This is a genomic window from Porphyrobacter sp. YT40, from assembly GCF_006542605.1.
GTDB lineage: Bacteria > Pseudomonadota > Alphaproteobacteria > Sphingomonadales > Sphingomonadaceae > Erythrobacter.
On the sequence record NZ_CP041222.1, the window covers coordinates 1,884,862 to 1,897,027 of the forward strand.

Sequence of the window (12,166 nt, forward strand, 5' to 3'; positions counted from 1 at the left end):
GGTCAGAACTCGTCCGCCGCGTCCAGCAGCCGCGTCAGCCGCCTGGGTGCCGCGCCGCGCCAGCTCCTCTCGAGCCATTCGGCGACCGCGTCCCAGTCGACCCCGGGGCGGTTGAGAATGATCCCGATCCACCCGCTCGCGCCATAATAGGCGGGCTTGAAATAGACCTCGGGCTGCGCTTCGACGAGGTTGAGCAGCTCGTCCATCCCGCCGGTGCGCACCAGCAAGGCGATATGCGGCGTGCCGTGGTGCTGATCGGCGAAATAGGCGAAGAACTTGCCGCTCTTCTCGCCGCCGACGCGAAAGCCGGGGCTGCCGTGGCTCTCGCGCTCGTCGGTTTCGGGCAGGGCGAGGGCGAGTGACCGTATCCGTTCAAGCAGCGCCGCCGGATCCCGCCAGCGGCTGACATACTCGGCCACGGCGCGCGGATAGAGCTGATGTTCGGCAAGCTTTACCCGTTCGGCGAGGGTGTCGGGCGTGTCTCCGGCGACAATCGGCACCGCGATCTGCGCCAGCACCTCGCCCGCGTCGAGCTCGGGCGTCACCAGATGGACGCTGGTGCCGCCGTGACTGTCGCCCGCTGCGATGGCGCGAGAATGCGTGTCGAGGCCCTTGTACTTGGGCAATAGCGAGGGGTGGATGTTGAGCATCCGCCCCGCCCAGCGCTCGACGAAGCCATCCGAAAGGATGCGCATATAGCCTGCAAGGACGATGTAGTCCGCGCCCGCTTCCAGCACGGCGGCTTCCATCGCGGCGTCATGCGCCTCGCGGGTGAGCCCCCTGTGCGGGAGGGCGAAGGTCGCGATCCCCTCGGCCTGCGCGAGCGCCAGCCCGGCGGCTTGCGGATCGTTGCTGGCGACCAGCACCACCTCGTAGGGGCAGTCCGCGATCCGGCTGGCATAGACCAGCGCGGCCATATTGGTGCCCGCACCCGAAATGAGGACGGCGATTTTGGCTGTCTCAGCCAAGGTGCGTCGCGCTCCAGTCGCCCTTCGCCGACCATGTCTCGATGCTGCCGCGCACGGTGCAGCCCTTCTCGCCCGCTTCGATCTGGCCCACGGTGACGACCGTCTCGCCCGCTGCTTCGAGCCGGGCGGTGACTTCGGCGACATTCGCTTCGCTGACGGCGAGCACCATGCCGACCCCGCAATTGAAGGTGCGCGCCATTTCTTCAGGCTCGATATTCCCCTGCGCTTGCAGGAAGGCCATCAGCCGCGGCTGGGGCCACAAATCGGCATCGACATGGGCGTGGGCCCCGTCCGGCAGGATGCGCGGGATGTTCTCGAGCAAGCCGCCGCCCGTGATGTGGGCCAGCGCGTTCACCAGCCCCGCGCGGATCAGCGGCAAGAGGCTCGCGACATAGATGCGCGTGGGCGCGATCAGCGCGTCGATCAGCAATTGCTCCTGATCGAAGAGGGCAGGGCGATTCAGCTTCCAGCCCTTGTCTGCCGCGAGCCTGCGCACGAGCGAATAGCCGTTCGAGTGCACCCCGCTCGACGCGAGGCCCAGCAGCACATCACCCGGCGCAACCTTGTCGCCGGTGAGTTGCTCCCCACGCTCGACCGCGCCGACGCAGAAGCCCGCAAGATCGTAGTCGCCCGCCGCATACATCCCCGGCATTTCCGCGGTCTCGCCGCCGATCAGCGCGCAGCCGGCGAGCTTGCAGCCTTCCGCGATCCCCGCGATCACCCGCTCGGCAACCCCGTTCTCCAGCTTGCCGGTCGCAAAATAGTCGAGGAAGAAAAGCGGCTCTGCGCCTTGCACGATCAGGTCGTTGACGCACATGGCGACGAGATCGATGCCGACATGGTCGTGCCGGTCATGCTCGATCGCGAGCTTCAGCTTGGTGCCGACGCCATCATTCGCAGCGACCAGCAGCGGATCCTTGTAGCCCGCCGCCTTGGGGTCGAAGAACCCGCCGAAGCCGCCCAGCTCGCTCGTCGCACCCGGGCGCGCGGTGGCCTTCGCCAGCGGCGCGATGGCCTTGACCAGCGCGTTGCCCGCAGCGATCGACACGCCCGCATCGGCATAGGTGTAGCCCGCAGGTTGCGGCGCGTTCTCGTCGTTTGTCCCCGAAGTCATGCATAGGCCCATAGCCTTTCGCGCTTGGAATTCCACTCGCCATTGGGCAAAGGGGGTGCGATTTTCCCCATGCGTGCGACGCTTTCCCTTCCCGGCCCCGCTGCCGCCCCTTCGCAAGCGCTGCGGCGCTGGCTTGGCGGCACCGCGCTCGCGCTGGCGCTGCTGGGCGGCGGCTATGCGCTGATGGCACAGGTCGCGGGCGAGCGCGGGATCGCCGCCACCGCCGCCAGCGCCGATATCGAGGTCAAGGGCATTAGCGTCGACGTGCAGGGCAAGAGCGCCGAGGATGCGCGTGCCAAGGGCTGGCGCGAGGCGCAGCGCAAGGCGTGGGAAAAGATCAAGGGACCGAAGATTTCCGACAGCCAGCTCGAAGGGCTGGTCTCCGCCGTGGTGATCGAGCGCGAACAGCTCGGTCCCCGGCGCTATATCGCGACGTTGGGCGTCGTGTTCGATCGCCAGCGCGCCAGCGCCTATCTCGGCGGCGCGGCGCAGCAGACCCGCTCGGCACCCTTGCTGGTGATCCCAGTGGTGGAGAGCGGCGGCGCCTACATCACCTTCGAACAGCGCAACCCCTGGCAGCGCGCCTGGGCGGAGTTCAATCCGGGGCAGAGCCGGATCAGCTATGTCCGCCTGTCCGGTGCGGGGGGCGATTCGCTGCTGGTCAACTTCGGGCAGGCGAACCGCCGCAGCCGCACCTGGTGGCGCTCGACGCTCGATCAATATGGCGCGACCGACGTGCTGATGGCCTTTGCCCGGCTCGATCACCAGTTCCCGGGCGGGCCGGTGAGCGGCACCTTCACCGCGCGCTACGGCCCAGACAATCGCCCGCTGGGCAGTTTCACCCTCGAAGCCAACACCGCCGAGGGCCTGCCCGCGATGCTGGCGCAGGCGGTGGAGCGGATGGACGGAATCTTTGCAGGCGCGCTGGCGGAGGGCAAGTTGCGCCCCGATCCGAGCCTCAGGCTGGGGGCGGGCGGCGCGATCGACCCGGCGATCCAGCGCCTGCTCGACATCGGTCGCGCGGCCAAGGCGCGGCAGGCGGCCGAGGCGGCGGCAGCGGCGGCGGGCCTCCCGCGGATCGATGCGCAGCCCGTCACCGGCGCCGATGCAGAGGGGGCGGTGCGCAGCTTCACCGTGCAGTTCGCCACCCCGGATGGTGCCGCCTTCGACAGCGCGATCACCGCCGTGCGCGGGACTTCGGGTGTGCGCGGCCTGCTGCTCAGCAGCACCGCCATCGGCGGCACTTCGGTGATGAGCGTGAGCTACACCGGCTCGCTCGAAGAGCTGGCCGCAGCGCTCGAGGCGCGCGGGTTTGCGGTGCGGCGCGGGGCAAACGCGCTCGCCATCAGCCGCTAGGGGCCGGCCATGGCCGAGCCGTCGCAAATCGCCCTGCCGCTGGCCGTGCACGCGCGCGGCGGCGCGCAGCGGATAGTGGTGGGCGAGGCCAATGCCGCCGTCATCGAGGCCTTGCAGGCGCCGGAGCGCTGGCCGTTCCACGTCGCCATCCTCACCGGCCCGCCGCAATCGGGCAAGAGCCTGCTCGCGCGCTGGGCGCAAGGGCTGCACGGCGCGGATCGGCTGGCGGTGATCGACGATGCCGAAACGATGGACGAAACCGCGCTGTTCCACCGCTGGAATGCGGTGCAGCAGGGCGGCAGCGAGGAAGGCAAAGCGCTGCTCATCGTCGCCAATGCCGAAGCGGCGGAGGGCTCCGGATGGCGCATCGCCTTGCCCGATCTCGCCTCGCGTATCGGCGGATCGCTGCAACTGGCCATCGGCCCGCCCGACGATGCAATGGCCGCCGATCTGATCCTCGCCCATGCCGAAGCGCGCGGATTGAGCCTGCCCGACGGGGCTGCGGATTATCTCGTGCCGCGCACGGAGCGCAGCCATGCCGCGATCGCCGCGCTGGTGGCGGCAATCGACCGCATCTCTCTTGAACGCCAGACGCCCGCCACCATGTCTGTCTGGCGCGCCGCGCTCGAAGCCCTGCACGGGCCCGAGCAGCAGCGCCTGTTCTGATCGGCCGATTGCATCGGCTGTGCTTTGGTGGGATGATGGAGCGCCATGTTTGACCGGCTGATCAGCTATCTCGACTCCGTCCGCGCGCGCGATCCTGCGCCGCGTTCGCGCTGGGAAATCCTGCTTTACCCCGGCGTCTGGGCGCTGGGCTTTCACCGCATCGCGCACTGGCTGTTCGAAGCGAAGATGTATTTCCTCGCGCGGCTGGTGAACCACATTTCGCGCCTGCTGACCGCGATTGACATCCATCCGGGCGCGACCATCGGCAAGAACTTCTTCATCGACCACGGCTTCACCGTGATCGGCGAGACCGCGGAGATCGGCGACAATGTCACGATCTACCAATGCGTCACGCTGGGCGGCACCAACCCGACCAACGGCAAGGCCGGCAAGCGCCACCCGACGCTCAAGGACAATGTCATCATCGGCTCGGGCGCGCAGATCATCGGCCCGATCGTGGTGGGCGAGCGCGCGCGCGTCGGTGCCAATGCGGTCGTCACCGACGATGTGCCCGCGGGCGCGACGATGATCGGGTTGAAGGCCCGCTCTACGCTGGTTCCGGCGGAGGAGTGGATCAAGGAATTCATCCCCTACGGCACCCCCTGCGACGATCCGCCCTGCGACGACAAGGGCCGCCCGCGCGGGGATTGCGTCGAAAAGCTCGAAGCCGAAATGGCGATGATGCGCGAGGAACTGGCGCTGATGAAGGCGCTGCTGGCCGAGCGTGCGGCCCCCGTGGCCGAGCCCCCGGCGCCGCCTGCCGCTCCGGTGCGTATCCGCAAGCGCGCGGCCAAGGATTGACCGCTTGAAGCCTCCCGCAATGGTACCCCACGGCGGGGCCGGACAGGTGGTTCCTTTTCCCGGACGCGGCGCGGACCAGGTCGGCTTCGAGAGGGCCGAACTGATGCGCATCCTCGATCTCTATGGCCGCATGGTCGCCGCCGGAGAATGGCGCGACTATGCGATGGACTTCACCCGTCACGCCGCGACTTTCGCCGCCTTCCGCCGCGCCGCCGAACGCCCGCATGCGCGGGTGGAGAAGCGCCCCGCTCTGCGCGGCAAGCAGGGGATGTGGACGCTGTTCGGCGAACACGGCCAGGTGCTAAAGCGCGGCCACGATCTCGCCGGTGTGCTCGCCCCGATGGAGCGGCGGCTGCTGAAGGCGGTCGACGACTAGGCGGAACGCAACGGCCCCGCCAGACCGAAGCCTGACGGGGCCGGGACTGTTTCTAGGACGAGATGCTTACGCCGGGCTGGCACCTGCGGGCGGGGCGAGAGCGGGCTCCTCGGTCGCGGGGAGCAGCGCCTGCACATTCGCAGGCAGCAGCGTCACCACCCCGCGCCGGATCGGCTGCCAGAAGGCCGAGAGGCTGAGCAGCGCCGAGCCGATCACCAGCGCGGTCAGCGCGAAGTTGAGCTCGACCGCGCCGAACTCCCGGAACAGGAAGGTCAGCGCAAACAGCACATAGGCCAGCGCCGAAACCAGCAGCGCGCGCCGGTCGGTCGCCAGCGCGACGAGGCCGAAGGCAACATAGGCCCCGAGAACCGCGACAGCCGCACCAACGCCGGGATTGTCGCCATCGGTCACGCCCAGCAGCGCGAAGATCGGGTGGGCGATCATCGGCGCGGCGGTGAGGTGGAGCCAGAAGGCAACATCGGAGCGGCGGGTGGTGCGCGCGCGGTCGGAAATGTCCCAGCGCATCGCGAAGCCGAACACCGCGAGGCCTGCGACCAGCACCAGCGAGAGCATCACCTTTTCGTTGAGATTATCCGGCCCGACCGCGGCGGCGGTCAGCGCGAGAACCGTTCCGGCAAGTGCGGCCGAGCCCGCCGCGACCGTGATCGGCACCATGAAGCGCCGCCAGTGCAGCCACGCCGCGCCCGCCGCGACCAGCGCGGCCCCGGCCAGCAGCACCGCGCCGAGCGTGTCGTTGTCATTGCTGTCGGCCACGGTCATGATCACGCCGCCCACGCCGGTCGCGAACACTCCGCCGACAAAGGCGAGCAGCAGGATGATCGAAGGCAGCGCCATGCGCCGCTTGGCGGTGAAGAACAGCGCCAGCGGCCAAGCGGCACAAGCGACGAGCCCGCCCGAAAGCGCGACGCCAACCGCGTCGTTCAGGTTGTTGGCGCGCGACCATTCGCGCATCGCGGCATCGCTCATGCCGGGGGTCAGTTCCGCCCAGTCGCGCGCGGGAGCGATGGCATCCGCCAAGGCTTGCCCGATGGCGGCCAGCGCCACCAGCAGGATCACGATCCCGATGCTGACGAAGATGTCGTTGAAGGAGTTGAGCAGCCGAAAATCCTCTTCCGAGGCATGCGGCAATGCGCGCATCCGGCTCATGTGGCTGCGGAAATTCGCCGCCGCCTCGGCGCTCAGCGCGCCTGCGGCAACGGCCGAATTGAGGTCTTCGTCACTATACACCGGGCAGTCTCCCCCTGATTTGCAGGAAGAATGCGCCGGGTGTGTTGGTTTGTCAATACAGTAAGGCGGTGGGCTGCTTGGGGGCGCTATTCGAAGATTGCGCTAGCCGCGAGCGTGTCGCGCTGCGCTGCGGTGATGGCCGTGATGATCTGAACCAGTTGCCAAGCCGCGCCGATCACACAAACGCTCGATCCGATGTCGAGGATCAGGATGGGCTGGAGGTTGCTGCCATCGCCCAAAGTGCCGAGCCGGAAGCTGACATTGGCGAGGATGTTGCCGATGACCCACAGCCCCCACCACAAGGTCAGTGTTCCAGGCGCGTCGGAGGTGAAACTGTCGGCGGTCTGATGGCTTTCATGCCACAATTCGCGCATCGCCTGAAACGGCTTGAACAGGTTGGCGATCGGGACGAAATACCAGCCGACCGCCCAGCCGGGAGACGTCTGCAGGCCCGGCAGGCCTGCTTCGTGAAGGTTCGCGTGAGCGCGGTGTATCCACATGGCGACCAGGATAATCGAGACCACAAACGCGAGCGTCGTGGAGAGCATGATGGCCGCATAGACCATCAGCACCGCCGAGTCCGGGTCGCCAAAAGGGTCGATCACCCCGGCCAGCTCCAGCACCTCGCACACCAGCGCCAGCGCGAAGACGCCGATAACCGCGTAGGATGCGTAGATCGCGATGCTCGCGCGCTGCTGCAATGTCCCGATGCCCGGAACCACCCCTTCTGCCTGCATGCCTTGCTCCCCTGCGGGGCCTCCATGCAGAAATGCAAAACGCCCCCGCGCATTTCTGCACGGGGGCATCGCAAATTCAAGGGCTTCTCAAACGGAAGCGCGCATTTACCCGCGTGCGCTGGCGGGACCGGTGCCGGTGACCTTCTGCATCGCCTTGAGGATGTTGCCCGACTGCTCGCTGCCCGATTGCGGGGCGATGAGGTTGGTGAAGGAATTGATCTCCTCCCACCGCGCGGCGAAGCCTTCGAGCGTGCGCTCGCCTTCCGGCAGCCACACAGCGTCGTTCATCACCGTCCACGAGGAGTGGTAACCGCCCGCACCCGCGCCGACGATGGCGTTGGTCGGCGCGTCTTCAGAGACGAGGAACAGCGCCGCCGGGACCACGTTCTCGGGCGCGAACAGCTTGAAGGCCTCTTCCGGGAAGAGGTCTTCGGTCATGCGGGTGCCCGCAACCGGCGACAGCGTGTTGACGCGCACGTTGTACTTCGCGCCTTCCAGCGCGAGCGTCTTGGTCAGGCCCGCCAGACCCAGCTTCGCGGCGCCGTAATTCGCCTGGCCGAAATTGCCGAACAGGCCGGTCGACGAAGCCGTCATCAGGATGCGGCCATAGCCCTGCTCGCGCATGGTTTCCCACGCCGCCTTGGTGGCGAAGGCCGAGCCGGTGAGGTGAACCTTGACGACGAATTCGAAGTCGGCCGGCTCCATCTTGGCGAAGGTCTTGTCGCGCAGCACGCCCGCGTTGTTGATCAGCACGTGGACGCCGCCCCACTTCTGCTTGGCGTCGGCGATCATCTTTTCCATCTGGTCGAATTCGGTGACCGATGCGCCGTTGGCGATGGCTTCACCGCCCATCGCCTCGATCTCGGCGACGACCTGCGCCGCGGCGTCCGAGGTGCCGGTGCCGTCACGCGATCCGCCGAGGTCGTTGACGACGACCTTCGCGCCGCGCCGGGCGAGTTCCAGCGCATAGGCCTTGCCGAGCCCGCCGCCTGCGCCGGTGACGATGGCGACCTTGTCCTTGAAGCTGATGGTCATGGGTGTTCTCCTGTCCAAAGATGCGGCGCGGTTTACGCCTGCGTAAAGCACATTGCGGGCGCTGCGTGGCACTTTCGCGCGACCCTTGCAACTACCGAGGTGACAGGTTGCCATGCCGTAGCGGCACAGTGAGTCCCCGCGCAGGCGGGGACCTCATTCGTCAAGCGAATCGTTCCCTCGCCCGAGATCCCCGCCTGCGCGGGGACTCACAGAATGTGAAGGGCCGGAATCAGGTCTGCAAACGAATCGATCACCCCGTCCGCGCCGAGCTCGTGCGCGGGCCTGTCGCAATAGCCGTAGGCCGCCGCGATCACCGGAACCCCAGCGGCCTTGGCGGCGCGCACATCATAGGTGGAATCGCCGATGAACACGAACGAGCCGCCGCCGGTCGCCTCGCGCGCGGCGAGAACGGGTGCGGGATGCGGCTTGGCGAGGAACTGGCCGTCTTCGCCCCTGCCCATGGAATCGCCGCCGATCACCGCGTCGAAACGGTCGATCAGATCGAGCTGGCTCAGCACCGAACGGGCGAAGGCTTCGAACTTGTTGGTCACGACCGCCATCCGCACGCCCTGCGCGGCGAGCGTATCCAGCACCTCGCGCACGCCGGGGTAGGGCACGGTGTGGACGGCGTTGTTCTGCTCATAAAAGCCGAGCATAGCCTTGTAGAGCCGCCTGAACTCGGCCTCGTCCACGCCGCCCTGCGCATCGAGTGCACGCGCGAGCATGATCTTGGCCCCGCCGCCGATCAGGTCTTTCGAGGTTTCCACCGAAACCGCGGCGATTCCGCCCAGCGCCAGTGCGTGGTTCACCGCCGCGCCCAGATCGCGAAAGGTATCGAGCAGGGTGCCGTCGAGGTCGAAGCCGATGGCGTCGAAGGGAATGTCCGTCATGGGCGGCGGGGTGGCGGATGCTTCTTCAAATCGCAAGCATTTGCTGGCAGGCGCGGGCTTGCTTACAGGGGCTTTCATGACCGACACCACCTCTCCCTTTGCCGCCATCATCCTTGCCGCGGGCAAGGGCACCCGGATGAAGAGCGATCTGCACAAGGTGCTCCATCCGATTGCGGGCCGCGCCATGCTCGATCACCTGATGGCAAGCGTGGCGGAGCTCGGGCCGGAGCGCACGGCCGTGGTCGTGGGCGCGGGGCGCGAGCAGATCGAGAAGGCGGTGGGGGCGCGGGCGGTGACCTGCCTTCAGGAGCCGCAGCTCGGCACAGGCCACGCGGTGCAGCAGGCCGAAAGCGCGCTGGCGGGCTTCAGCGGCGACGTGTTGGTGCTCTATGGCGATGTGCCCTTCGTCAAGGCGGCGACGATGCGCGCCATGCTGGAGCGGCTCCATGCGCCCGATAGCCCCGCTGTGGTGGTGCTCGGCTTCGAACCGGAAGATCCGCTCGCCTATGGCCGGGTGATCGCCGACGATGCGGGCGCGATCCTCAAGATGGTCGAATACAAGGATGCCGACGAGGGCGAGCGTGCCTGCCACTTGTGCAATTCCGGGCTGCTGGCGGCGCGGGCGGAAGACCTCTTTGCGCTGCTGGGTCGCGTCGGAAACGATAATGCGCAGGGCGAGTATTACCTTCCCGACATCGTCAACATCGCCATCGCCGATGGACGCAGCTGCGCGGTGATCGTGGCGGCAAGCGCCGACGAGGTCGCCGGGATCAACTCCCGCGCCGAACTCGCGCAGGCCGAGGCCCGCTGGCAGGCCGCCCGCCGCCTTCGCGCGATGGACGAAGGCGCGACCCTGATCGCGCCCGACACGGTGTTCTTCGCGCACGACACCGTGCTGGGCCGCGATGTCACCATCGAGCCCAACGTCTTCTTCGGCCCCGGCGTGCAGGTGGCCGACAATGTCCTGATCCGTGCCAACTCGCACATCGAGGGCGCAAACCTCGCCAGCGGCGTCAAGGTCGGGCCCTTCGCGCGCCTGCGTCCCGGCACGGTGCTGGAGGAAGGCAGCTTCATCGGCAATTTCGTCGAGGTGAAGAACGCCACGCTCCATGCCGGGGCCAAGGCCAGCCACCTGACCTATCTGGGCGATGCCTCGGTGGGGGCGGGCGCGAATATCGGGGCTGGGACGATCACCTGCAATTACGACGGCTATTTCAAATACCGCACCACAATCGGCGAGCGCGCCTTCATTGGCTCGAACTCCTCGCTGATCGCGCCCGTCACGATCGGGGCGGATGCGATTGTCGCAGCAGGCAGCGCCGTCAGCCGCGATGTCGCGCCGGGCGAGCTGCGCATGGTGCGCGCCGAGCAATTGGTGAAGGACGGCTGGGCCGACCGCTTTCATGACGCGATGAAGAAACGCAAGGCAGCCGAGAAGAAGGGGTGAAGCGGGCAGTCGCCCTTTGTGCAGCGGGCCTGGTCGCATCATGCGGCACCGCCCCGGCGGATGCGCCCGACGCCACCGACGCGGTTGAGGCTCCGGCACAGACGCCGTCCCCCGTCGCCACCTCGGTTGCGCCTCTGGCGGCAAGCGGCGACAGCATAAGCTGCCCATCGCCGGAGGAAACGCTGTTCTTCTGCACCATGCCCCGGCGCAGGCGGCTCGCGGTGTGCGCGCCGGAAGGGGGCGAGCCGCAATACCGGTTCGGCGAAAATGTGCCCGAGCTCACGATCGACGGCGGCGAATGGGGTAGTGCGCCTTACTCCGGCGGGGGCGAGGGGCAGATCCGCTTTTCCAACGGCATGACCGATTACATCGTCTTCAGCCGCATCGTGCGCACCCATTTCACCGAAGGCGAGCCCAACTATCCCGCGATCCGCGACGGCGTCATCATTATGCGGCGCGGCGAGGTCGTCGCCTTGCGATTGTGCGAGGGTGGTCAGGCCGAAACGCCGGTCAACTTTGCCGTCGCAAGGCGCGCGATGGGAGAACCGGGCGCGCTGTTCACCGACGAAACCAGCAGAGCGGACAATGCCGATCATGAGTGACGATCCCGAAACCCTCACCTGCTGGCTGTGCGAGCGCCCCTTGGGCGAGATCGTCCAGTGGCATCACCCCGTGCCCAAGTCCAAGAAGGGCAAGGTGAAGGTGCCGGTGCATCCGATCTGCCACAAGACGATCCACGCCAACTTCACCAACAATGAACTCGCGCGCATCGGCGAGGATGCGGAGACGATCCGCGACAATCCCGCGATTGCCAAATTCGTGGCCTGGGTGGCGAACAAGCCCGCCGATTTCGACGCGCCGACGCGCTAGCTGCGGAACCATCGCGCGGCCTGTGCGGTTTTCATGGCAACATCAGGAGAACCGCCATGAAAGCCGCTCGCTGGATCGCTGCCGGGATCGCCCTTGCCTCTGTGGGAGCCGCCGCCGTGTACGCTCAATATCGCCAGACCGAACAGCCCGATTACGCCGTGCTGCGCGCGGATGAGGATTTCGAACTGCGCGACTATCCCGCGCTGGTCGTGGCCGAGGTCAGCCATGCAGGCTCGCGCGAACGGGCGAGCGGAGCGAGCTTCCGGCGGCTTGCAGCCTATATCTTCGCGCAGGACCGCCCGGCCGGCGGGGAGGCCATCGCCATGACCTCGCCCGTGCTTCAGGACGAGACCCAGCCCGGCGAATGGCGGATGCGCTTTGTGATGCCGTCGAAATACACGCTCGCGACCCTGCCGCCCGCGCCCGAAGACATCGCTCTCACCGAAGTGCCCGCCCGGCGCATGGCGGCGGTGCGGTTTGCAGGCAATGGCAGCGCGCGCGATCTGGCGCTGATGGAGGCGCGGCTGCGCGACTGGCTCGCCACACAGGGCCTGATGCCCGCGGGCGAGGCCGAATTCGCCTTTTACGATGCCCCGATGGTGCCCGGCCCGCTGCGCCGCAACGAGGTGTTGATCCCCGTCGCGGCGCAGTAGACCGC

General features: G+C 67.5%; 14 protein-coding genes. 8 read left to right on the plus strand and 6 right to left on the minus strand.

Going from position 1 to position 12,166, the window contains the following annotated elements; all coding sequences use genetic code 11:
- Positions 1-2: 2 nt before the first annotated feature.
- Both purN and purM read right to left on the minus strand, forming a co-directional pair.
- Positions 3-968, minus strand: coding sequence for a phosphoribosylglycinamide formyltransferase (gene purN, locus E2E27_RS08715; RefSeq protein ID WP_141458572.1), 966 nt, complete (start codon positions 966-968; stop codon positions 3-5).
- Positions 961-2,082, minus strand: coding sequence for a phosphoribosylformylglycinamidine cyclo-ligase (purM, locus tag E2E27_RS08720; protein ID WP_141458573.1), 1,122 nt, complete (start codon positions 2,080-2,082; stop codon positions 961-963). The genes purN and purM overlap by 8 nt, the downstream gene beginning before the upstream one ends.
- 69 nt (positions 2,083-2,151) lie before the next feature.
- Between purM and E2E27_RS08725 the strand changes: the two genes are divergently transcribed.
- Genes E2E27_RS08725 through E2E27_RS08740 form a run of 4 tightly spaced genes read left to right on the plus strand, consistent with a single transcriptional unit; the run spans position 2,152 to position 5,281 of the window.
- Entirely contained in the window at positions 2,152-3,438 is a 1,287-nt protein-coding gene (locus E2E27_RS08725) for a heavy-metal-associated domain-containing protein (protein ID WP_141458574.1), read from the plus strand.
- 9 nt (positions 3,439-3,447) lie between these two features.
- Positions 3,448-4,104 carry an HdaA/DnaA family protein gene (locus E2E27_RS08730; RefSeq protein ID WP_141458575.1) on the plus strand — a complete coding sequence of 219 codons (657 nt, stop codon included), beginning with the start codon at positions 3,448-3,450 and terminating at the stop codon, positions 4,102-4,104.
- 45 nt (positions 4,105-4,149) lie between these two features.
- Positions 4,150-4,905, plus strand: a complete 756-nt coding sequence (gene epsC / locus E2E27_RS08735; protein WP_141458576.1) for a serine O-acetyltransferase EpsC — start codon at positions 4,150-4,152, stop codon at positions 4,903-4,905.
- A 19-nt stretch (positions 4,906-4,924) separates the two neighbouring features.
- On the plus strand, positions 4,925-5,281 hold the full coding sequence (locus E2E27_RS08740) for a DUF2794 domain-containing protein (protein ID WP_141461740.1): 357 nt from the start codon (positions 4,925-4,927) through the stop codon (positions 5,279-5,281).
- Positions 5,282-5,347: 66 nt separating this feature from the next.
- Here E2E27_RS08740 and E2E27_RS08745 read toward each other — a convergent pair whose 3' ends face one another.
- The 4 genes from E2E27_RS08745 to E2E27_RS08760 form a co-directional block, all read right to left on the minus strand.
- Positions 5,348-6,529, minus strand: a complete 1,182-nt coding sequence (locus E2E27_RS08745; protein WP_141458577.1) for a hypothetical protein — start codon at positions 6,527-6,529, stop codon at positions 5,348-5,350.
- Positions 6,530-6,615: 86 nt separating this feature from the next.
- The gene (locus E2E27_RS08750) at positions 6,616-7,266 is read right to left on the minus strand and encodes a DUF4328 domain-containing protein (protein ID WP_141458578.1); all 651 of its coding nucleotides are present in this window, start codon (positions 7,264-7,266) and stop codon (positions 6,616-6,618) included.
- A gap of 105 nt (positions 7,267-7,371) precedes the next feature.
- Positions 7,372-8,301: an SDR family NAD(P)-dependent oxidoreductase gene (locus E2E27_RS08755; protein WP_141458579.1), complete on the minus strand. Its 930-nt coding sequence runs from the start codon at positions 8,299-8,301 to the stop codon at positions 7,372-7,374.
- Between the two features lie 206 nt (positions 8,302-8,507).
- The gene (locus E2E27_RS08760; RefSeq protein ID WP_141458580.1) at positions 8,508-9,191 is read right to left on the minus strand and encodes an HAD-IA family hydrolase; all 684 of its coding nucleotides are present in this window, start codon (positions 9,189-9,191) and stop codon (positions 8,508-8,510) included.
- Between the two features lie 76 nt (positions 9,192-9,267).
- Here E2E27_RS08760 and glmU point away from each other — a divergent pair, with 76 nt between their 5' ends.
- Genes glmU through E2E27_RS08780 form a run of 4 tightly spaced genes read left to right on the plus strand, consistent with a single transcriptional unit; the run spans position 9,268 to position 12,161 of the window.
- Entirely contained in the window at positions 9,268-10,638 is a 1,371-nt protein-coding gene (gene glmU / locus E2E27_RS08765; protein WP_141458581.1) for a bifunctional UDP-N-acetylglucosamine diphosphorylase/glucosamine-1-phosphate N-acetyltransferase GlmU, read from the plus strand.
- On the plus strand, positions 10,635-11,240 hold the full coding sequence (locus tag E2E27_RS08770) for a hypothetical protein (protein WP_141458582.1): 606 nt from the start codon (positions 10,635-10,637) through the stop codon (positions 11,238-11,240). Before glmU ends, E2E27_RS08770 begins: the two co-directional genes overlap by 4 nt.
- Positions 11,233-11,508, plus strand: coding sequence for an HNH endonuclease (locus tag E2E27_RS08775; RefSeq protein ID WP_141458583.1), 276 nt, complete (start codon positions 11,233-11,235; stop codon positions 11,506-11,508). Before E2E27_RS08770 ends, E2E27_RS08775 begins: the two co-directional genes overlap by 8 nt.
- Before the next feature lie 56 nt (positions 11,509-11,564).
- On the plus strand, positions 11,565-12,161 hold the full coding sequence (locus E2E27_RS08780) for an SOUL family heme-binding protein (RefSeq protein WP_141458584.1): 597 nt from the start codon (positions 11,565-11,567) through the stop codon (positions 12,159-12,161).
- Positions 12,162-12,166: the final 5 nt, after the last annotated feature.